This is a genomic window from Hamadaea sp. NPDC051192 (genome assembly GCF_040682475.1).
GTDB lineage: Bacteria > Actinomycetota > Actinomycetes > Mycobacteriales > Micromonosporaceae > Hamadaea > Hamadaea flava.
Genome location: NZ_JBFBAZ010000003.1, coordinates 56,265 through 77,196, shown reverse-complemented (window position 1 = coordinate 77,196; position 20,932 = coordinate 56,265). Strand labels below are relative to the sequence as shown.

At 69.2% G+C, this 20,932-nt stretch carries 18 protein-coding genes; 9 read left to right on the top strand and 9 right to left on the bottom strand.

The genetic code is table 11. From position 1 onward, the window contains the following. Positions 1–26: 26 nt before the first annotated feature. Together AB0M47_RS02535 and AB0M47_RS02530 are read left to right on the top strand one after the other, a co-directional pair. Entirely contained in the window at positions 27–1,028 is a 1,002-nt protein-coding gene (locus AB0M47_RS02535) for a 2-hydroxyacid dehydrogenase (protein ID WP_363407132.1), read from the top strand. A gap of 76 nt (positions 1,029–1,104) precedes the next feature. Further along, positions 1,105–1,827: an MgtC/SapB family protein gene (locus AB0M47_RS02530; protein ID WP_363407129.1), complete on the top strand. Its 723-nt coding sequence runs from the start codon at positions 1,105–1,107 to the stop codon at positions 1,825–1,827. Between the two features lie 120 nt (positions 1,828–1,947). On the opposite strand, the gene AB0M47_RS02525 is transcribed toward AB0M47_RS02530, so the two are convergent. The 6 genes from AB0M47_RS02525 to AB0M47_RS02500 all read right to left on the bottom strand — a co-directional run bounded on the left by AB0M47_RS02525 (position 1,948) and on the right by AB0M47_RS02500 (position 11,324). Next, positions 1,948–2,379: an SRPBCC family protein gene (locus AB0M47_RS02525; RefSeq protein WP_363407126.1), complete on the bottom strand. Its 432-nt coding sequence runs from the start codon at positions 2,377–2,379 to the stop codon at positions 1,948–1,950. A gap of 10 nt (positions 2,380–2,389) precedes the next feature. Next, entirely contained in the window at positions 2,390–3,643 is a 1,254-nt protein-coding gene (locus tag AB0M47_RS02520) for a M24 family metallopeptidase (RefSeq protein WP_363407123.1), read from the bottom strand. A gap of 79 nt (positions 3,644–3,722) precedes the next feature. Then, positions 3,723–6,443, bottom strand: a complete 2,721-nt coding sequence (locus AB0M47_RS02515) for a LuxR family transcriptional regulator (protein WP_363407120.1) — start codon at positions 6,441–6,443, stop codon at positions 3,723–3,725. Positions 6,444–6,489: 46 nt separating this feature from the next. Then, positions 6,490–7,533, bottom strand: coding sequence for an LCP family protein (locus AB0M47_RS02510; protein WP_363407117.1), 1,044 nt, complete (start codon positions 7,531–7,533; stop codon positions 6,490–6,492). 312 nt (positions 7,534–7,845) lie between these two features. Further along, entirely contained in the window at positions 7,846–9,264 is a 1,419-nt protein-coding gene (locus tag AB0M47_RS02505) for a S41 family peptidase (protein ID WP_363407114.1), read from the bottom strand. 71 nt (positions 9,265–9,335) lie between these two features. Continuing rightward, complete coding sequence (locus AB0M47_RS02500; protein ID WP_363407111.1) at positions 9,336–11,324, bottom strand: GGDEF domain-containing phosphodiesterase; 1,989 nt, start codon at positions 11,322–11,324, stop codon at positions 9,336–9,338. Positions 11,325–11,631: 307 nt separating this feature from the next. Here AB0M47_RS02500 and AB0M47_RS02495 point away from each other — a divergent pair, with 307 nt between their 5' ends. The 5 genes from AB0M47_RS02495 (at position 11,632) to AB0M47_RS02475 (ending at position 15,441) form a co-directional block, all read left to right on the top strand. Next, positions 11,632–12,012, top strand: a complete 381-nt coding sequence (locus tag AB0M47_RS02495; RefSeq protein ID WP_363407108.1) for a hypothetical protein — start codon at positions 11,632–11,634, stop codon at positions 12,010–12,012. A gap of 14 nt (positions 12,013–12,026) precedes the next feature. After that, entirely contained in the window at positions 12,027–13,154 is a 1,128-nt protein-coding gene (locus AB0M47_RS02490) for a histidine kinase (protein ID WP_363407105.1), read from the top strand. After that, positions 13,151–13,804, top strand: a complete 654-nt coding sequence (locus tag AB0M47_RS02485) for a response regulator transcription factor (RefSeq protein WP_363407102.1) — start codon at positions 13,151–13,153, stop codon at positions 13,802–13,804. Before AB0M47_RS02490 ends, AB0M47_RS02485 begins: the two co-directional genes overlap by 4 nt. Positions 13,805–13,852: 48 nt before the next feature. Further along, positions 13,853–14,818, top strand: coding sequence for a GlxA family transcriptional regulator (locus AB0M47_RS02480; RefSeq protein ID WP_363407099.1), 966 nt, complete (start codon positions 13,853–13,855; stop codon positions 14,816–14,818). 95 nt (positions 14,819–14,913) lie between these two features. After that, complete coding sequence (locus AB0M47_RS02475; protein WP_363407096.1) at positions 14,914–15,441, top strand: hypothetical protein; 528 nt, start codon at positions 14,914–14,916, stop codon at positions 15,439–15,441. Between the two features lie 95 nt (positions 15,442–15,536). Here AB0M47_RS02475 and AB0M47_RS02470 read toward each other — a convergent pair whose 3' ends face one another. Further along, on the bottom strand, positions 15,537–16,118 hold the full coding sequence (locus AB0M47_RS02470) for a TetR/AcrR family transcriptional regulator (protein ID WP_363407093.1): 582 nt from the start codon (positions 16,116–16,118) through the stop codon (positions 15,537–15,539). A gap of 90 nt (positions 16,119–16,208) precedes the next feature. Between AB0M47_RS02470 and AB0M47_RS02465 the strand changes: the two genes are divergently transcribed. Further along, positions 16,209–16,607, top strand: coding sequence for a nuclear transport factor 2 family protein (locus tag AB0M47_RS02465; protein WP_363407090.1), 399 nt, complete (start codon positions 16,209–16,211; stop codon positions 16,605–16,607). Positions 16,608–16,688: 81 nt separating this feature from the next. Here AB0M47_RS02465 and AB0M47_RS02460 read toward each other — a convergent pair whose 3' ends face one another. Continuing rightward, positions 16,689–17,405, bottom strand: coding sequence for a hypothetical protein (locus AB0M47_RS02460; RefSeq protein WP_363407087.1), 717 nt, complete (start codon positions 17,403–17,405; stop codon positions 16,689–16,691). Positions 17,406–17,605: 200 nt separating this feature from the next. On the opposite strand from AB0M47_RS02460, the gene AB0M47_RS02455 reads away from it, so the two are divergent. Beyond that, the gene (locus AB0M47_RS02455; RefSeq protein WP_363407084.1) at positions 17,606–20,374 is read left to right on the top strand and encodes a BTAD domain-containing putative transcriptional regulator; all 2,769 of its coding nucleotides are present in this window, start codon (positions 17,606–17,608) and stop codon (positions 20,372–20,374) included. Here AB0M47_RS02455 and AB0M47_RS02450 read toward each other — a convergent pair. Continuing rightward, the gene (locus tag AB0M47_RS02450) at positions 20,310–20,828 is read right to left on the bottom strand and encodes a hypothetical protein (protein WP_363407081.1); all 519 of its coding nucleotides are present in this window, start codon (positions 20,826–20,828) and stop codon (positions 20,310–20,312) included. The genes AB0M47_RS02455 and AB0M47_RS02450 overlap by 65 nt on opposite strands. Positions 20,829–20,932: the final 104 nt, after the last annotated feature.

Sequence of the window (20,932 nt, the reverse complement as noted above, 5' to 3'; positions counted from 1 at the left end):
GCCCGGACCACCTGGAGGAGCTCCGCATGACCCGCGTACTCGTCGCCGGAGATCATTTCGTCACCCCCGACCTCGTCACCGCCGCCCTCGACGCCCGCCGCGACCGGCTCGGCGAACTCGACGTGCGCACCCACACCGGACCCTGGCCGCACACGCCGTTCGGTCCCGTGGGCGAAGTCGACGAAGCCTCCGACATCGAAGACGAGCTGATCGCGCAGTTGCCCGGGGTCGAGGTGCTGATCACCCAAATGGCTCCGGTCACCGAACGAGTCCTCGCCGCCGCCGATGAACTCAAACTCATCGTCGTGACCCGGGGCGGCCCGGTGAACGTCAACCTCGCCGCGGCCCAGGCGCAAGGCATCGAGGTGCGCAGCACTCCCGGCCGCAACGCGCCCGCCGCGGCCGAACACACCATCGCGCTGCTGCTGGCCGCGATGCGCGCCATCCCCGCCACCCACGCGTCGGTCCTGGCCGGCGAATGGCGGTCCGACCTGTACGCGCTCGACGAAGTCGGCTCCGAACTCGGCGGCGCGACCGTCGGCCTGATCGGCTACGGGGCCATCGGCCGCCACGTCGCCCGGATCCTGCGCGCGTTCGGCGCCACGGTTCTGGTTCACGACCCGTACGCCGATCCGGCCACACTCGACGGTGCCCAACCGGTGCTTCTCGCCGAGCTCCTAGAGCGCAGTGACGTGGTCAGCCTGCATGCCCGGCTGACCGACGAGACGCGCGGCCTGATCGGAGCCAAGGAGATCGCCCAGCTGCGGTCCGGCGCCATCCTGGTCAACTCGGCCCGTGGCGGGCTGCTCGACTACGACGCCGTCGCGGACGCGCTCACCGCCGGCCACCTGCGTGCCGCCGCCTTCGACGTCTTCGACACCGAGCCGCTGCCGACCCACTCGCCACTACGCACGGCACCCAACATCGTGGTCACGCCGCATCTGGCCGGCGCGACCGTCCAGACCGCCGAACGAGCCGCCGGGCTGGCAGCAGACGCCGTCGTCACATGGCTGGCTTCGCGCCCGTGAACGCTGACCACCCCCGCCCCTCGTACCGCGTCGGCACCATCCGACGACCGACCGTCGACACCAGCCGCGGGCTGCGATGACGCAGACGATCGCCGCCCTGGGCGGCCACGGCTGGACGCAGACCGCAGACCTGGCCGTCGCGCTGGTCCTGTCGACCGCCATCGGGCTCGAACGCGAGATCCGTCAGAAAAGCGCGGGGCTGCGAACCCACACCCTCGTCGGAATCGCCTCGGCGCTGATCATGCTGGTGTCCAAATTCGGTTTCAGTGACGTCCTCGGCGATCACGTCGCTCTGGACCCTTCCCGGATCGCGGCCCAGATCGTCTCCGGCATCGGTTTCATCGGCGGCGGCCTGATCTTCATCCGCGGTGACGCCGTACGCGGCCTGACCACCGCGGCGACGATCTGGCTCACCGCCGCGATCGGGATGGCGGCCGGAGCGGGGTTGTGGCCCATCGCGATCCTCGTGACCGCCGGCCACTTTCTGGTGACGATCGCCTACACACCGCTGGCTGCCCGGCTACCCCGATCGAAGTACGCCCCCGTCCGGCTCAGCCTGTCCTATCACGACGGTCACGGCGTTCTGCGCAACGCTCTGGCCGCATGCACGGCGCGTGGCTTCTCCGTGCACGAGATGACGATCGAACAACACGGCCGCGCAGGCGAGGCCGATGACACCGTATCCGTGTCGATGTCCCTCGCGGGAAGCCGCTCCATCGATGACCTGACCACCACGCTCGCCGGCCTCGACGGGCTCATATCGATCAGGAACGACGCGTCCGACGAAGTCCCGACGTGAGACTTCGCCGGGAACGCCGTCGCTCCTGACGTATACGGCGTTCCCGACGTGCGGTCATTGATGGCAGCCCCTACGCGGGAGGTCGGGGCCCGAGGCAGAGGACCGGGATGTGCTCGCGCCTCATCGCCCGTCCAGCAGCACGCCGAGGCGCTGGAACATGTCTGGCACCTGCTTGCCTAGCTGGGCTTTGACCAGGTGCTCGGCGAGCCGGGGCACCCCGTCGAGCTCAAGGCGGAACTCCAGGCGGCTGCCCGGGCCGTCCGGGTGGATGGTGTACGCCTGGGTGACAGCGGGCTTGGCACCGGGCTCGGTTCGCAGCGTGATGCGCACGCCGGGTTGGTAGTCGGTGACAGTCAGGACGACCTCGGTGCGGCGGCCCATCACCTTGCGCGTCTGCGTCAGCCGGGTGCCGACGGCGACGGGTGCCGAATCGGGGCGGGAGACCTCCAGAACGTCGGGTTGCCAGGCCGGGTACGCGGTCAGGTCGGCCACTGCGCCGGCAACGGTCTCCGGGTCAGTGGGATACGTGGTTTCGTGCTCGACGACGATCATGATTCGGCTCCTACCTGTTCGCGTACAACAGCTGGGCAGTGAGGGGGTTGAGTTCGACGGCGCTGTCGTCGCCGATGACGACGGTGCCGCCGAGGTTGGCGAGCCGGCCGCCGACGACGGCGTTGGGTTCGAAAGCGAAGGTCATGCCGGGGGCGAGTGGCAGTTCGCCGCCCATGGTCGGGACGTCGAACAGACGCGCGTATGTACGGGCCTCGGGCAGGCGGCGAAGGCCGGAGCCGAAGCCGCAGACCGGGCCCATCGGATTGATCGAGTGCACCAGCGGATGCACGTTCCACGCGTCGGCTTGGCGCAACGGCGCCTGCATGGCCTCGACCAGATCCGCGAACGTGTTGCCCGGCCGCGCGACGGCCAGGCCGGCCGCGTAGCTGGCTTGGGCGATCTCGATGGCGGCTTCGATGTCGGGGTGTGGCTCGCCGATCGCGATCGCGACCTGGTGCTGGGTCTCTTTCATGCCGAACCGGCAGAACACCTCGGCCATGATCACGTCGCCGTCGGCGAGGACACGTGGCGCTTGCGGCCGGTAGGACCAGGCGGCCGGGCCCCATGACACGAAGCCTGGGCCAGAGGAGATCAGCATGTCGGGCGCGGCGACGCCGAGGCGGAACGCGGCCGCCATCCCGGCGGCGTAGACCTCGGCCTCGCTGACGCCCGGACCTGCCGCGTCGCGCATCGCCTCGGCCATGGCGTCCCCGGCGGCGGCCGAATAGCGGATCACCGCCAGTTCTTCCTCGGACTGGCAGACGGTGGCGAACAGGAAGCCCAGCCCGACCGGAGCGAACGTGACCTCCGGCAGCTCAGCCACCACCTCGGTCCACATGCGATAAGGAAGGATCGGGTTGATGTGGAACGGAGGATATGGATCCAGGCCGAGGACGCCGACGGTCGCGGATTCGAGCCGGTTCTCCCGTAGCACTTCTACGATTCCGGCCGCGTTCTTCGCGACCCGGATGCGGTGCGGGGCGATCCACAGATCGTCGCCGCGCCGGGTGGCTTCGATGTGGTCGGCGATGGGCAGCGTCGACCAGGTGAGCTGAATCGGGTCCGCGTCGCGGCAGAAGATCACGATCGAGCCGGGCCGGTCGTTGGTGAAGTACACGTCGGGCGCGAAGGGGGCGAGGTCGGCGCATTCGTGCTCGCCATACGCGATGAGGGCGTCGAGCCCTTCGGCGTCCATGATGTCGCGGGCAAGGCTCCAGCGGCGATCCCGCTCGGCCAGACTGTAACGCGGCACAGTATTGATCATGCCGTTGACGGTAGGCAGGCCCGCCTGACCAGCGCGTCTGTCGCGCTACCGGGGTTTCTCCGGACACGACTGGCGTTGCTTAGGTATCGGGGTCGGCCCGCTTAAGTATCGACGTGAGTTCTGCGCGCGTCGACACCCCGAGCTTCGGGTACGCCTTGTACAGATGGAAGCCGACCGTACGCGGGCTGAGGAACAGCCGGGCGGCGATGTCACGATTGGATGCCCCGGTGGCGGCGAGCCGGACCACCTGCCGCTCCTGTGAGGTCAGCATCGCCAGCGGAATCGCCGGATCCGGTGTGGGTTCGGCATAGCCGGCCGCACGGAGTTCGTCGTCAGCCCGCGTCTGCCACCCTCCGGCGCCGATCCGGCGGAAGACCTCACGGGCCGCATTCAGCTGCACGGCTGCGTCAGCCCGGCGTTGCCGCCGCCGCAACCATTCGCCGTACAGCAGATGTGTGCGCCCGTGCTCGATCGGATGCGCGTCTTCAGCATGCAGCACAAGAGCACGTTCGTAGTGCGGTTCAGCGTCCTCGCTCAGCAGGGCGGCGCAACGCTCGGCCACCGCCAGCGCCCAGGGCCGGCCGACGGCCTGCGCCCAGTCGGTGAACTTGTCTTTCGCGTCAGCGGCCTCGGCGTACATCTCCGGGCCGAGCCGTGCCGCTGCTTCGACCCGGTCGGGCAGCGTGTGCAGTTGCAGGCTGACGCTGTGCCGGGCGGGCCCGACCGCGGCGCGCCGCAGCCGATCGAGGGCGCTGTCGTACCTGCTGTGTTGAAGGTCGAGCACGGTCAACGCATGCACAGCCCACCCGGACCCGGCTGTCCAGTACCGCTGCTCGCACGCGGCCAAAGCCTCCCGTGCCGTCGTGTCGGCCAGGTCGTCCCGGCCCTGGACCGCGTGCAGCCACGCAGTCAATCCGGTCAGGTGTCCCCGGCGATGGTGTTGCCCGGTGTCGACCGCCGTACGCAGTGCCTCATCCCGGGCCGCGGCGGCCTCCTCGGGCTTGCCCAACAGCAGCTGCGTCACCGCCAGCAGACCCAGCGGCTGGGGCAGCAGCATCGCCCGGCCTTCCTCGTAGCAGTCGGCGACCAACCCGGCGGCCAGGTCGCGAACCCGCCGGTGGTCACCGAGCAGCAGCCCGGCGTACGCGGCCGCCAGCCGCTGCGGCACGGGGGTTCCCGGAACGTCCGCCGCCCGCACATACGCGTCCAACTCGGCAACCGCGCCGGCGGGGTCCCCGGCCGTGGCCTTGTCCAGTCCCTCGACCAGCCTGGCGAGCCGCCCAGCTGCCACGCTCTTCAGGCGGTCGAACACTGCCTGCTGCTCCGGGCCGTACGCGCTGCTCCAGGCGTAGACCGCGGCGCGGGCCACCACCGAGGCCAGGTACTCCGGCATCCCGGCGGCCGCGGGGACGGCGTCGTCCACGAGGACGCGTGCCGCGGTGACGGGCACCCCGCGTTCGAATTCCAGCAGCGCCCGGACGCCGGCCAATCGCCGGGTCGAGGCGGGATCGTCGGCTCGCTTGCCAGCCCGGCGGGCCAACTGCTCGGCCCGGTCGAGCTGGCCCGCCTCCAATGCCGTGGCCGCCGCGTACGCCAAGCGCCGGAACCGGTCCCCCGGCTGGCCGGACATGGCGGCCGCCCGCTCCGCGGTGGACGAGGCGATCGACAACGCACCCCGGACTTCCGCCCGGGTGGCCACCCCCTCGATGTCGTCGGCCAGCCGGTCGTCGACTCCCGTCGTGGCGGCCGCCCGGTGCAGCAGGCCGCGGTCACCCTCGGTTGTATCGGCGAGCACGCGATGGGCGTCGAATCGCTCCTTGATGTCGGCTTCGACCTGGGCCGCGACCCGGATCAGCGGATGCCACAAGGTGATCCGCGCGTCGGCTGTCCGGATCAGCCGGGCCCGCTCCAGCCGGGCGAAGTCCTCCAGCGTGCCGCCGGCCGCCATCGCCGCGGACAGGATCACGTCCCGGTCGCCGTCCCCCGCCACCGCCGTGACCAGCAGGCACATCCGGGTGGCCGAAGGCAACAGGGCGATCCGTTCCCGGTAACCCCGCAACACCCGGCTCGGCAACGTCCCGACCTCCACGAACGCGGGGGTCAGCGGAGCGAACCCACCCGCCCGCTGTTCAGGCGTCAACGACCGCGGCAACTCCAGCAACGCGAGCGGGTTGCCCTCCGCCTCTCTCAGCATCTGATCGCGTACGCCCAACGCCAGGTCGGCGCTGTGCTCGGCGAGCAACTGCTCAGCCGCGTCCTCCGCGATGCCGGTCAGGTGCAGCTCGGCAAGACCCAGGCTCTCGGCGAACCCACCATCGTCGCGGGCGGCGAACACGACGCCGACCGGCTCGGCCTGCAGACGGCGTACCGCGAACAACAGCGCGTCGGCGGACTCCCGGTCCAACCACTGCGCGTCGTCGACCAGGCAGAGCAGCGGCCGGTCGGCGGACAGCTCGGCGAACAGGGTCAGGAGCGCGAGCCCGACCTGGAACCGATTCACGACATCGGCCGATAGCCCGAGTGCACCTTGCATCGCCGCCCGCAGCGCCTGCGGGAGCACGTCGATCCGGTCGACGACTGGACGCAACAGCAGATGCAACGCGGCATATGGCAGCTCTGCCTCGGTTTCCACGCCCGTCACCCGAAGCAAGCCGAACTCCGTGTCGGCCGCCAGGTCGTCCAGCAGTGCCGTCTTGCCGATGCCCGGTGCTCCGCGAAGGACTAGCGCCGCACCTTGACCAGCACGGACCGAATCGGCCAGCGCACGCAACTCAGCTCGTTCCTTGTCGCGTCCATACACCGGCGTACCCCCAAGATCCGCCCGCGATGGTACCGCCTCCCGGCCGCTAGACGGGGTTCAGATATTCCGGGTTGTCCGCCACGAACTCGCCCAACCGGTCACTTCGGGCCGCGCCGAACATCTCCATCGTGCCTTCGTTGAGTCGTTCTCCTCGACCGCCCGGGCTGTAGGTTCCACCATTGGTCTTCAGCGAGATCAGGTCAGCGGCGGCCAGCACCTTCAGGCTGAACAGGAAGTCCCCGGGCTCATAGCCGCCAGTGTCCAGCTTCAGCGAACCACCGGCCGCCTTGAGGAGTTCCGAGAGCTTCGCCGGATTGCTCAGCACTCCCGCCGTGGTCGCCTTCTTCGCCATCGCCCGGATCAGCTGCTGTTGATGACGTTGCCGGTCATAGTCGCTCTTGGGCAGGCCGTAGCGCTGACGGGAGTAGTCGAGCGCCTCCCATGCGGCCATGTTCCGGCAGCCCTTACGGTGCACCCAGGCACCGGGCAGCTCGGGGTACCCCCCGTAGCCGGCCTTCTTGATGTACTCCGGCTGACCCTTGCTGTTCTTGAGGTAGTGACTGGACCAGGTGTTCTCTTCGACGCACAGATACACGCCGCCCATTGCGGCGATGACATTCTTGAATCCGCTGAAGTCGATCACCACCACCCCATCGAAACTGATTCCAGTGACCTGCGTGAGGATCTTCTTCACCAGCCCCGCACCGCCCTGCCAGCCCTGGCCACGTTGCGAACCGTGGTAGTACATCTCGGTGATCTTGCCGCTGCCGCCGGACCACCCGGCCTTGGGCCAGGCAGGGGATTCCACAATGGTGTCCCGTGGGATCGACATGAGGTACGCCTCGTCGTGCGACGCGGGGACGTGCAGCATCATGATCGTGTCGGATCGGGCGTTGTCCTTGTCCTGATTCTGCCGGGTGTCGACCCCCAACAGCAGCAGATCGATCGCACCGGTCAATGGCTTACCTTGAGGCTTGGGTGCAGGACTTCCACCGCTGTCGACGCTGGCGACCTCGATCGACGAGGTCAAGTCGGACATCACCGAACGCGCCACCACGACGCCGCCGAATCCCGCGAGGGTCACCAGCACCCCCACGACGACGACAACCCGAGACCACAGTGGCGATCGGACTTTGGCCCCGGTCCGTGCTCGCGTCGTGGTCTTGAGTGACCGCTTCCCCAACTGCCTACCGCCTCCCGCGTCCTCGGCCGGCGAGCCGACTGGTCAGAGATCTTGACGTGCTCCGAGGAGAAAAACGTTGCCCTCCATGCCGATCACGTAAAGCTCGAGGCCTCGCGGACGCTGGGTCTGTTCACGGGAGGGACGGTCACAGCACGGTCAGCGTCGTCGTGACCGTGCTGTGACCGCGTACGGCGGCGACTTCGGAGTGCCTGGACTCGATCAGGCCGTCATCAAGGCCAATGCCTTGTCCAGTCCGGGATCCCGGCCGGCCGACAGGTCGGCTGCCGTCATCGGGGCCGGGTAGTCGACGGCCACGCCGATGCCGTTGATGATCTCCCGGTTGGCCGACAGGTGATGCAGCGGCGTCAGGAGCAGCACGCTGTTGTCGTCCAAGGCGTACGCGATCGGCATGCCCGAGACCATGCCGGCCGTGCGGGCCCCCACCAGCTTGCCGAGCTGAAGATCCCGCACCGCGCCGCTGAACGCGTCGCACGCCGACGCGCACCATCCGTCGGTGAGCAGCGTCACCGGCACATTCAGCAAGGGAGTCGAATCGTCGGTGCGGTGCGGTGTGCAGTGGTCGCGGACGTCGCAGTCCCAGCTGTAGATCTTGTCGTGCGCGAGCGCGCTGAGCAGCTTGGCGACCTCCTCGTCCCGTCCGCCGCCGTTGCCACGCAGATCGAGGACGACCCCGCGGATCTGATGGTCCTGCCGCAGCGCGGCGATCTTGCCGAGCACCTCGTCGGCCGCGCCCGGGCTGAACGTCGGCAGGACGGCGTACACGATCCCGCCGGGCAGGGCCCGGGCCGACACTGCCGGCGGTTGCGTGGCCGGCAGGACTTCTTCGTGGAGGGCGACCGTCATGGTGGTGGCCGTGGCCGGCCGGCGGATCGTGATCCGGATCGTCTCGTCCGCGGACTGCGGTTGGAGCAGGCCGAGCACGCCTGGCGAAAGCATGCCGGCGACGAACAGGGGCACGCCGTCGACGGCCTCGATGATGTCACCGGGTCGCAGTCCGGCCTTGTCTGCCGCCGATCCGGGCTGGACGGCCTGCAGGTAGATGGGGCCGCTCGCGTCGCGGATGTTGGGCGTCGCCCGGCCTTCGGTGGTGACGGCGATCCCCAGACCCAGGCGTACGCTCGGCGGCGTCTGCTGGACGATCCACGCGTTGTGGTTGTCGTTCAGGGCGGTGATCATGCCCCGCAGCGTGGCCGCCGCGAGGGCCTGACGCAGGCCGGCATCGTCGGGCAGCGTCGCCAGTACCCTCGCGTACACCGTGGCGAAGGCGTTCCAATCCCGGTCACGGTGTCCGCTCAGCCGGGGCAGGGTGGCCGCCGCCCGGTCGAGACCACGGCTCTGCAGCTCCTGGGTGAACGCCGCGAACGCGGTGGTCAGCAGCGTGCGATCGTCCAAGATGGAACCGGCGTAGTACCGGGCGAAGACGCACTCGTATGCCTGCCGCAGCGTCGTGAGCGTGGTAGGCGTGGCCGGCAGCGCCGGCCCGTCGGAGGCGGGCGCGCACGGTGCCGGAGAGTCTGCGCTCGCTGCCGTCGCGCCAAGCGGTCCACTCCCGCCCAGCAGGCTGTATCCGAGTGCGACGACCAACCCGGCGGCGAGCGCCGAGAATCTGACCTTCATCCGTTCTCCTTCGGTCCGGCACGCCGACCGGCGTACGTCCGAAGTAGATCGAGTCTGGTGTTGCCTAGGCGTTAATCGCGGACGTGCTTGCGCCACCATGGAAGGAAGTCCGTCGGGAGCATGGGCTCGCCCAGGTACCAGCCTTGCCCGATGATGCCGGGCAGTTGTGCCAACGCCCGAGTGGTGGTGTCGTCCTCGATCCCCTCGGCCACGACGACGATCCCCATCGTCCGGCCGATCCCGTGGACGCTGTGGACGATTGCCTGACTGGCGCGATTGGACAGGAAATCACTGACGTAGGACCGGTCGATCTTGATCTCACTGAGGGGAAGATGGCGTAGTTGCTGGACCGATGCGTAGCCGGTGCCGAAATCATCCAGCGACAGGGCGAATCCCGCGTCCGTGATGGCGCGAGCAGCTTGGGTGATCCTCGACAGGTCCGTTGCCAGAGCGCCTTCGGTGATCTCCAGCATCAGCTGGCGCGGATGGATGCCGGTGGCCGCCACCGCCGCCTGGAGCACCTGCAGCAGCCCGTCGTCGCGCAGGTCGTTGACGCTGACGTTGACCGACGCACGGATCACGATGCCGATGTCGTTCCATGCCGCGAGCTGACCGGCCACGTGGTGCACGACGTGGCCGGTCAGCATGTGCATGATGTGGCTGGACTCGATCGCGGCGATGAGTTCGCCGGCCGGCACCGGTCCCCATTCGGGGTGGGTCCACCGGACCAGCGCCTCGACTCCGACAGGCCGTCGCGTGGCGAGGTCCACCTGAGGCTGGTACACCATGACGACCTCGCTGTGCCCCGCCGGCCGACGAAGCGCGTCACCCAGGGCGGTCAAGATGTCCAGCCGATGCTGGGTGACATCGGACGCCGTGGCCCGATACATCTCCGTGGGTCTACCGGCGTTACGCGCATCGACCATTGCCAGCTCGGCGTTCTCCACCAGGGTCGCCAGATCGCGCCCGTGCTCGGGGGACATGGCGATGCCGGCGACGGGGTGGAGGTCGAACGGTATGCCGTCGAGCTCGACAGGGTCGTCGAGGAGCCGCACCGCGTTCGCGGCGATCTCCCGCGCTCGCTGCCTGGACGCGTCGGGCAGGAGGATGACGAACCCCTCACCCGCGAGCCGGCCGACCCGGTCATCGCCGAAGGCGTGCCGCAGGCGCCGCGCGGCCACCGCGACGACCTGCTCGTACATGCTGCGGCCAAGACTGCGGCTCACCTCCAGGACGGCCTCGATATTGATGAACACGATCGCCAAAGGTCGTGGGTGCGCCCTGACCACGTCACTCTCGGTCAGTGACGCCAAGCCGACCTGGAGGCCACTGCGGTCGAGCAGACCAGTGACCGGCTCGCGCTGGAACCGTTGCCTCGAACGGGCTTGATCACGCCAGATCTGGTTGAGGGCGAGCAGCGGCAGCGCCACCGCCACGCTCCACCATCCCGGCACGGCAGTCAGTAATGGCGAGACGAGCACCATCGCAGCGATGGCGCCCAGGAGATCACCCCGCAGACTCGACGGCAGAAAACGGGATACCTCGATGGCGGACATCCACCGGCCGACCACTATGAGCCCTAAAGTGATCGTCGCCCATGCCGCTATCGCCGGCATCAGCCCCAGCACGTCGCGCCCGGTCACGTCGACGCCCGGATGCGTTATCGGCCGACCGCCCAGCAAGGCGATCGCCAGTTCCGCCACCGCGAGCGCGACGACCAGCCGAGCTATCAGGAAGACGGCGCGGCCGGGCGGCAGCCGTCGGCTCAGCGCCGACACGGTGCCGGCGACCGCTTGGACGACGATGGCCGGAGCGGCGCCCCACAGCAAGAAGATCACGAGCGTGAAGCACGGCGACAGGGTCGCGTGCGGAGCGATACGAGCCCTTCGAGCCAGCGCACCCACTGGAACGTCGACCAGCACGGCCAGCAGACTCAGCGACCAGAAGCCGGCCGGAGCGTCCGGCAGCAGCCTTACCGTCACCGGTACCGCCCACGCGATGAGCAGCCCGGCCGACACGGCCAACAGCGACACGAACACGGTCGGCGCGATCTGCTGCACTCGCCCAGGCTGACGCTGATCACCGGGCGCACCGGACGACCTTCGTACCCCTAGTGTCTTGGCAATCCAGACCATCGATGTCGCCGAACGTCACAGAAACGGACGCCGTTGCCTAAACGGCTTAATCAGACATACTGCCCTTAGTTACACAATTGTAATCCCGGTCCACTGTCTTCGAGCCAGCATCGCGAGTACGCCGCGGAGCGTAGTGCGCCCAGTCCGATACGACGGGTTACGTAGTTCTGCGGCCGCTGCTCGCAGGATGTCGATACGGCCGTGCTCGGCGATTCTGGCAGGCATGCGACGAATGAGCACAGCAGGGTGGACACTGCCACGGGTGGCGACGGTCGGCGGTCTGGTCGTCGGCGCCGCCGGGATCGCGACCCTGTGGGCAGCGGGGGTCGCGTTCCCGTTCGCCGTCCCACCGGGAATGATCATCCTGTTGGCGGGTGCCATATTCGTGACACTGGCCCGGTGGCGCTGGGCTCCGGGCCTGGGCGCCGGGCTGGGGCTGTTCGTCACGGTCGGTTTCCTGATCAGCCCCAGCGGGCTCAGCAACCTGTCCGGCGACGCCGGGACGCCCATCGCCGTCGGCCAGGCCGTCCAGTTGGTCGGCGTGATCACCGCCTTCCTCGCCGGGGTGGTCGCGACCGCGGCCGCGTACCGAAAGCACGCCGGGGTCCACTAGGCGAGCGTGCGAGTATGAGCACGGTGGGAGGCCGGACATCCTTGAAGATCACCAATTCCCAGCTGGCGGACGGCGTCCTGGCTGCCCTGCTCGTCATCTTCGGGCTCTTCGGCACGGCGTACGCCGAAGGCGAGACCACCGCCACGCGGGCGTACGCGTTCGCGGCGACGGCTGCCGCAGCGCTCGCCCTGCGTCGCCGATGGCCGCTGCAGGTGCTCGCCGCCGCGACGATCTGCACGTGCGCCTATCTGATCATCGGCTACGCCTACGGGCCGATACTGATCACCTTCATGATCGCCGCGTACACCGCGGCACGCCACGCTCCCCCGGTCCGGTCGGCACCGGCCTGTCTGGCTGCACTGCTGCTCCTGCTCGTCCACCTGTTCATCCGTGACACCCCGCTCGGCATGCTCGGACTCATCCCCGTGTCCACATGGGTCGTCGTACCCTTCGCGCTGGGTTTCGCCCTCCGGCTGCGGCACGAGGCGGCGGTCCGGGCCAGAACGGAGGCGATCCGCCGGAGCGTCGACGATGAGCGTCTGCGGGTCGCCCAGGAGGTCCACGACATCGTGGGCCATGGGCTCGCCGCGATCAAGATGCAGGCCGACATCGCCCTGCATGTGCTCGCCAAACAGCCAGGACAGGCGGAGCTGGCCCTGCTTGCCATCAGCCGCACCAGCGGCGAGGCCCTGGACGAGCTGCGGGCGACGCTGGCGCCGGTCCGGGAGACCGGCACTGACGCGCCACGCACACCGGTGGCCAGCCTCGCCCGTCTTGACGGGCTGCTCAAGCGCATGGCCGACGCCGGCGTGCACGTACGCCTGCGGATCGTCGGGCAAGCACCGGCCGCGCTGCCCATCGACGTCGATCTGGCAGGCTACCGAATCGTGCAGGAGTCGTTGACCAACGTGCTGCGCCACAGCGGAGCGCGGCACGCTAGCGTCGACATTCGACACGAGACCGACGGGGTGCTCATCACCGTCGCCAACCCGGTCACCGAAACCGCGCCGGCCCAAGGCGGGCTCGGCACGGCGGGCATGCGCGCACGCGTCCAGGCTCTGGGCGGACAATTCAGCGCGGGGCATCAACCGCACGGCTGCTTCGAGGTCCGGGCCCACCTTCCCACCGGAGACCGAACTTGATCAGGATTCTCATCGCCGACGATCAGGATCTCGTCCGCCTCGGCCTGCGTACGCTGATCGACAGCGAGGACGGCATGGCGTGCGCCGGTGAGGCTGTGGACGGTCTGGCCGCCGTCGCCGCCGCCCGCCGGGAACGACCCGACGTCATCCTGATGGACATCCGCATGCCCGGCGTCGACGGACTGGTCGCGACCCAGCGGATCACCTCGGATCCGGCGCTGGCAGCCACCAGAGTCATCGTCCTCACCACGTTCGAACACGACCAGTACATCTTCGACGCCCTGCGCCACGGTGCCAGCGGCTTTCTCCTCAAAGACACGAAACCCGCCGACCTGCTCAACGCCATTCGATCTGTCGCCCAGGGAGACGCTCTCCTGTCGCCCTCCGTCACCCGCAGACTCGTCCGCGAGTTCGTGACCGCCGTGCCGCGTACCGGCATCCCGCACCCGGCGCTGGACAACCTCACCAACCGGGAACGCGAGACGGTCACTCTGGTCGCCGAAGGGCTGAGCAACGACGAGATCGCCGAACGGCTGGTGATCAGCCCTGCGACCGCGCGCACCCACGTCAGCCGGGCGATGACCAAGCTCGGTGCCCGCGACCGGGCGCAACTCGTCGTCTTCGCGTACCAGTCGGGGTTGGCCAAGTAGCGCCCGCGCCATCGGGCGACGAGCTGCGCGCTGCGTACCATCGGGCTCGTGAAGGAACGCGTCGTCGTCACGGTCGCGTACGACCACGCGGAACTGCTCGACATCGCGTGCGTGACCACCACCCTCGGCATGGCAAACCAGCTGGGCGCTCGCATCCCGTATCGGCAGCTGATCGCCACGCCGGCCGGGCGACCCATCGAGCTGCACTCGGGCCTCGCCCTGACCGGGCAGCAACCGCTGGAGCGGCTCGTCGGGCCGGTGCACACGCTGATCGTCAGCGGAGGCCTCGGGCATGAGCGTGCGGCCGCCGACACTCGGCTGGTCGGGCACGTACGCCGGCTGGCCAAGCTGAGCAAGCGGGTGGCGTCGGTGTGCACCGGCGCTCACGTGCTGGCGGCCGCCGGGCTGCTCGACGGGCGGAGAGCCACGACCCATTGGGGTTTCGCCGCACAACTCGCCGCCCGTTTCCCGAAGGTCACGGTCGACCCTGATCCGATCTACATCCGCGACGGGGACATGTGCACCGCCGCCGGAGTGACCAGCGCGCTCGACCTGACGCTGGCGTTCATCGAGGAGGACCACGGCTCCGATGTGGCGCGGACCGTGTCGCGCCATCTGGTCACGTACTTGCAGCGTCCGGGCAATCAGGCCCAGATGAGCATCTTCACCGCCGCGCCGCCGCCCGGGCACGATGTGGTACGCCGGTTGGCCGATCATGTGGCGAGCAGCCTGGACGGCGACCTGTCCAGCGCCACGCTGGCGGCGTACGCCGGAGTCAGCGAACGTCATCTGGCGCGCCTGTTCGTCGAGCACCTTGGACAGACCCCCGGCCGTTATGTGCGACAGGTCCGCATCGAGGCAGCGGCCAATCTGCTCACGTCGACCAAGTTGCCGGTGGCCGCCGTCGCCCGCCGTTGTGGCTTCGGGTCGGCTGAAACGCTGCGGCTGGCGTTCGCCCAGCGCTATGGCACCACTCCGGCGGCGTTCCGGGCGACGCAGACCACCACTGGCTGACCGACGACGGGTACGCCGCCATGCGTACCAATATTCCGGACATCTCGTGGCGCGCGGCTCGACGTGCCCCGCGGACCGGTGCCACCGTGGCGGCCATGAAGATCATCGGACCTCGCTGGCCGAGCGTGGCCGGCCTGGCCGCCGCGGGGTTTCAGCTCGCGACGGGCGTGCAGCCGGAGACCGTCGCGATCACCCTGACTGTCGCGGCGCTCTGTTACCTGGGCGCGGCGGCCTTGGCGCGGCCGTGGGTGGCCTGGGCCGGGATCGCGGGCGGCAGCGCGGTGGTCGTCGTGACCGAAGCGGCCGGATTCCCCTGGTGGGCCGGTGTCGGCGCGGTGGCGCTCGTGCTCGTGGGGGTGGGCTTGGTCGCGGGCGTTCCGCGATCGGCGCTGACCTGGCAGGCCGCCGCCCTGGTCGGGTACGGCGGTGTCGCGGTGACCGCGCTGCTGCTGGCGCCTCGCCTCGGCCTGATACTCGGCGGGATCGCCCTGGCCGCTCACGCCGCTTGGGATGTCGTCCACTATCGGCGCAACCAGGTCGTGCCGCGGTCACTGGCCGAGTTCTGCGTGCTGCTCGATGTACCGCTGGGGGTGGGGGCGATCGTGGTCGCACTCGTCGGCTGACGGCCGGTCCCGCCTTCGCCGCCGCGCAGCCGATGCGCCGGCTGTCCAAGCCGGCAATCCAAGTTGGCTGTCCAAGCTGGAATTTGCGAGGTGTCTTACGGGGCGAGCAGCCGCACGGTCGCCGTCCGCAGTAGCTGGGCAGCCTGGCGGACACTCAGGTGTTCGGCTGCCACCTGGTCGCCGGCGGCGTGCCCGAGTGCGGTGAGGGCGTTCACCAGCCAGTCGGCGGGCTGATGCGGGTCGATTTCACCGGACGCCTGTCCGCGCTGGATGAGCTGGGTCAACCGCTGCTGGACGTCGTGGTGACGCCGCCGGTCGTGTTCGGCCGGCACGGCCGGCCGGGCGGCGTCGGCCAGCACGGGGTGTGCCCGGTACAGCTGCCAGGAGATGTCCTGCAGCCGCAGCAACGCGGCGATCGCCGGGCCGCGATCGAGATCGGCGGCGTCCATCGCGACGGTGGCCTGTTCACTGATCCGGTCGACGACGGCGATCAGCAGCACGTCCCGCGACGCGAAGTGCGCATAGACGGTCTGCCGGGTCACCCCGGCGGCCGTGGCGATCGCGGCCATGCCGGCGTCCGGCTGGCGGGCGAGCAGGTGGATGGCCGCGTCGAGGATCGCGGTGCGACTGCGTTCAGCGTCAGCGCGACGTCGCCCGCCAGTGGGAGCCGGAGACACCAGTCACATCCTTTACACGGTTGTCAGATCTGTCTGTCTCACATATCTTACAACGATGTCAAGGAAATGGCTGGATGCGAGGAGTACGCCATGACTGCACATGTCACCGACAGTCCGGAGCGGTTCGTCGCCGACTTCTTCACCGGCCTCACCGAGCAGGTCGTTCTCGCGGACACCGATACGGCCGAGGCGATGGCCCGCTTCTACACCCCCGGCATCGTCCAGATCAGCGACGGCATCCACCTCGACTGGGACAAGCTGCTGGCCCACATGAGACCAGCGCGCAAGACGCTGACCGGGGGCCGGTTCAGCGTCGAGGTCCACGAGGCGGTCGCGTCTGGTGACACCGTCGCCGCCCGCCTCACCCTGCGCGTGGTCAGCGGCAAAGGCCGGCGTATCGACACCGAGGTGTTCATGTTCGCCAGCTTCACGCCCGACGGCCGGATGACCCAGTCTCGCCAACTGACCCGCGCCCTCGACGGCTCGTGATGCCTCGCCGGGCATCGGCGGCCGCCTGAGTCCGCTGTTCGCGGTGACACGGGCGGGTCACCGCGAACAGCCGCACCCGGGTCAGCGCTTGACGATCGTGCCGTTGATGATGCAGTTCTGATTGCCGTTGGGCAGCTTCTTGCAGTTGACGGTGCCGACGAACCAGTACCTGGATGTCCCGAGCTGGATCGCGATCTTGCGTGCCGTCACGCCGGTGCCGTCGTCGCCGCCACCGAGCTCACCCAGTTCACCGAGCGTGGTCTCAAGGCCGGGCTTCGCGGCGGCGAGGACCCGGACTCCGGGCACCTCACCGCCGTCGAACAGCGCCGTGAGTTCGTCGGCGGTGAGGTCGCCCTCGCGGCCGGCGGTGTCCAGCACGAGCGCGCCGCCAGGCTCGTCGGCCCGCTCCCCGTACAGGTACTCGACGGCACTGAGCATCTCCCGCACCTGGAGCTGGCCCTCCCGGGTGTCCACCTGGACCCCGAGGACGTCCTTGACCTGCTCCCTCACGTCGACGACCACGGTGTCGGCGGTCCCGGAGACGACCATCTCGAAGGGAATCCAGAAGAATTCCCACACCCCGTTGTTGCAGGTGAACACTCCGCCGCCGAGCTGGGTGCCGTGCGGCACGGTCTTCTTGCCGATCGTCTTGCCGTTGTCGTCGACGTACTCGATCACGCAGCCCTTCTTCGGGTCGGACGGCTTGTCGTCCTGTGCGTACGCCGAACCGGCGGCCGACAGGATCGCGCTCGCGATCACGCCCACGGCCAAGGCCCTGCTGAGCATCCGTTGCGCCATGCTTCCTCCCATGGAGATGTCCAATGCGTTGGCGCTGAGGACTGTGGCAGCCGAGGTTGGCGCTGGGCTGAAGCGGCGCTGAAACTGCCTCCCCCAGGCCACCGTTCACCGTGCGTCACACCATGCTTGCTCAAAAGCCGAACTGTCCGATTTCGACCACGCATGAGGTGACACGTGGTGGAGATGGGCAGACTGTGACCATGACGCAGGTGAGGCTTCTCGGCCCGATCGAGGTTGCTTCCGCCGACGGCACGGTCACGGCGGTGCCAGGGCTGCGCCGCCGCGCCGTGCTCGCCGTCCTCGGCCTCAACCCCGGCCGGACCGTCAGCATCGACCAGCTCATCGACGTCGTCTGGGACGCCGAACCGCCGGCCACCGCGACGAACACGTTGCAGCGCAACATCTCCTACCTGCGAGAGCTGCTCGGCTCCAAGGACGCCATCGTCGCCAAGCCGCCCGGCTACGTCCTGCGTACCGCGGACCTGTCCACCGACGTCGAGGAGGCGGAACGGCTGATCTGCCAAGGCAGGCAGGCAGCCAGTCCGCAGGAGGCGGTCACCCATCTGGACGCCGCGCTCGCACTGTGGCGCGGGCCGGCGCTCACCGACGTGGCCGAGCTGCGGTGGCTGGGCGAGCAGGCCCAGCGACTGGGCCAGACCCGGTTCGAGGCGATCCGCACACTCGTCGACGCTCGGCTGGCCCTGGGCGAGCACGCCCAGCTGGTGCCGGAACTGGAGCAGTTGGTGGCCGCGCGCCCGTTCGACGAGGACCTGCATCGGCAGCTGATGCTCGCGCTCTACCGCGCCGGCCGGCAGGCCGAGTCGCTCGCGCGATACCAGCGGTTGAAGCGGACACTCGCCGACGAGCTGGGGATCGATCCGGGTCAGGGCCTGCGCGACCTGGAGGCCTCGATCCTGCGTCAGGACAGCGCGCTGGACGCACCGAGCCAGCCCCTGATCGTCGCGCCCACGGTTCGCGTACCGGCGCAGTTGCCGTTGGCGACAGCGGCTTTCGCGGCTCGGCGCGACGAGCTGAAACGGCTCGACGAGGTGATGGCACGGCGTACGGAGAACGTGTGTATCGCCATCGTCTCGGGCACGGCGGGCGTCGGCAAGACAACCCTCGCGGTGCACTGGGCGCACTCCGCGCGCCACGGGTTCCCGGACGGTCAGCTGTACGCGGATCTGCGCGGCTTCGACCGGAGCGGTTCGGTCACCGAGCCCGCGACGGTTCTTCGGGCGTTCCTGGACGCTTTCGGCGTACCGCTGGAGAAGATCCCGGCGGAGATCGACGCGCTGGCCGCCCTCTATCGCAGCGTCCTTGCCGACAAACGGATTCTGGTGGTTCTCGACAACGCGCGCGACGCCGAACAGGTGCGGCCGCTGCTGCCGGGAACGCCCGGCTGCGCGGTCGCGGTGACCAGCCGCTACCAGCTCACCGCCCTCGTCACGGTGGAGGGTGCGCAGCCGATCATCCTGGAGCCGCTCACCGACGACGAGGCACGTGACTTGTTGACGCGCCGGATCGGCAAGGATCGCGTGGCCGCGGAGGAGGCGGCGATCCAGGAGATCATCACGTGTTGCGCCCGGCTGCCGCTGGCTCTGGCGCTGGCCGCCGCGAGCTGCGTCACCCGGCCACACCTGCCGGTACGCGGCGTCGCAGCGGAGCTGCGGCAGTCGTTCGGCACCCTCGACGCGTTGCGGAACCTGGACTCCGGCACCGACATCCGGGCCATCTTCTCGTGGTCCTATCATGCGCTGAGCCCTGATGCCGCAAGGGTTTTCCGCCTCTTGGGGCAGCATCCCGGCCCCGACTTCACCGTGGCGGCCGCCGCTAGCCTGACCGCGCTGCCGGTGGCTGACGTCCAGCAGAGGCTGGCCGAGCTGGTCCGGGCGAATCTGCTGACCGAACCCGGCCCTGGCCGCTACGGGCTGCACGATCTGCTGTGGACCTATGCCGCCGATCTCGGGCGTGCCGAGGACGGCTTCCCTCGCCTGCTCGATCACTACCTGCACACCGCGATGTCAGCCGCTCTGCTGCTCAACCCGCAGCGGGAGCCGCCGGTGGTGCCGCCGCCGAGCCCGGATGCGACGCCGGAGCGCTTGAGCAGCCGGGAGGAGGCCGCTTCGTGGTTCACCGCCGAACGCGCCGTCCTGCTGGGTCTGATCAAACGCGCCGCCGCGCTCGAATACCACGAGTACGTGTGGCGGCTTGCCTGGGCGACCCTGGACCACCTCGACCGCGGCGGTCACTGGCGCGACCAGGTGGCCAACCAGCAGGTGGCGATCGAGAGCGCGAAGTGTCTCGGAGCGCAGGCAGCGCAGGCCAACGCCCACTTCTACCTGGCGACCGCGTACGCCCGGATGGCCCGCTATGACGCGGCCCAAACCCAACTGGCGCAGGCGTTCGACCTCTACGCCTCCCTCGGCGACCTCGGCGACCAGGCGAAGGTTCAGTACCAGATGGGCTGGCTGTCCAACCGCCAGGGCGAGCACCAGCAGGCGGTCGGGCACGCGCGGCAGGCGCTTCGGCTGTATCGCCTCGCCGGGCAATCGATGATGGCCGCGCGGGCACTCAACTCCCTAGGTTGGGCGTACGCGCTGGGGGGCGACTTCGCCCGCGCCCGCCCCCGGTGCGAGCTGGCTCTAGCCCGGATGCGTGAGCTGGGCGACCTCACGTTCCAGGCCGGGACGTCGGACAGCCTCGGCTACATCTACCACCATCTCGGCGACTTCGACCTTGCCATCGAGCACTTCCAGCGGGCGCTGGAACTGTTCCGGGAGCTGGACGACCGCTACTACGAAGCCGACACGCTCAAGCACCTGGGCGACACCTATCACGCCACTGGCGATGACGGCGCCGCCCAGGTGGCCTGGAAGCAGGCTGTGGAGATCCTCGAACTACTCAGACATCCGGACTCCGCGAAGGTTCGGGCTCGACTACAGACATCGGCTGATCGGAGCCGATAGAGCACACGGTCGAATCCGAGGGCCACGGTTCGTCCGGGCACAGCACGAAAACCCGGATGTCCTTGAACTCGCAGGCACCGATGACGGCCCTGGGGTCCTGGCTCCACGTGCCACCCGCCATGTCGCAGCGGTCCCTCAGCGGCGACGGCCACATGCGCGCGCTCACCTCGTACCCGCAGCGCACCGCCGGCGGTTCCTCGGCGTCCTTACCGCCCGGGTCCTTGCCCGCCTCATCGCGTGCCACCGCGCAGAGGATCTCCTCGTCGCCGATCCGGCAGGCATAGGTGAGCGGATCTGTCTCGTGATACTCGCCCGCGAACAAGGCGCAGATGTAGCTCAAGGTCGCGGGGTCCGGTGTCCCGCCGGGCGCAGGTTCGGTCGCCTGCGCCGTCGCGGGGCCTGCCAGCCCGGCGAACACCATCGCCAGCACGGCCAGCACCCTGGTCAGTTTCACCGTGGACTCCTCCTTCGTCAGGTCCGTTCGTCGGGCACACCTTGGCACCCCGCGCTGAATCGGCGCTGAAACGGCTGGAGGGCTCCCCGGCCGGAGAGCCCTCC

Bases quoted from the DNA above. Each gene is read 5' to 3' on its own strand.
- AB0M47_RS02535 (WP_363407132.1), top strand. From the start codon at position 27: ATGACCCGCGTACTCGTCGCCGGAGATCATTTCGTCACCCCCGACCTC.
- AB0M47_RS02530 (WP_363407129.1), top strand. From the start codon at position 1,105: ATGACGCAGACGATCGCCGCCCTGGGCGGCCACGGCTGGACGCAGACC.
- AB0M47_RS02525 (WP_363407126.1), bottom strand. From the start codon at position 2,379: ATGATCGTCGTCGAGCACGAAACCACGTATCCCACTGACCCGGAGACC.
- AB0M47_RS02520 (WP_363407123.1), bottom strand. From the start codon at position 3,643: ATGATCAATACTGTGCCGCGTTACAGTCTGGCCGAGCGGGATCGCCGC.
- AB0M47_RS02505 (WP_363407114.1), bottom strand. From the start codon at position 9,264: ATGAAGGTCAGATTCTCGGCGCTCGCCGCCGGGTTGGTCGTCGCACTC.
- AB0M47_RS02495 (WP_363407108.1), top strand. From the start codon at position 11,632: ATGAGCACAGCAGGGTGGACACTGCCACGGGTGGCGACGGTCGGCGGT.
- AB0M47_RS02490 (WP_363407105.1), top strand. From the start codon at position 12,027: ATGAGCACGGTGGGAGGCCGGACATCCTTGAAGATCACCAATTCCCAG.
- AB0M47_RS02475 (WP_363407096.1), top strand. From the start codon at position 14,914: ATGAAGATCATCGGACCTCGCTGGCCGAGCGTGGCCGGCCTGGCCGCC.
- AB0M47_RS02465 (WP_363407090.1), top strand. From the start codon at position 16,209: ATGACTGCACATGTCACCGACAGTCCGGAGCGGTTCGTCGCCGACTTC.
- AB0M47_RS02460 (WP_363407087.1), bottom strand. From the start codon at position 17,405: ATGGCGCAACGGATGCTCAGCAGGGCCTTGGCCGTGGGCGTGATCGCG.
- AB0M47_RS02455 (WP_363407084.1), top strand. From the start codon at position 17,606: ATGACGCAGGTGAGGCTTCTCGGCCCGATCGAGGTTGCTTCCGCCGAC.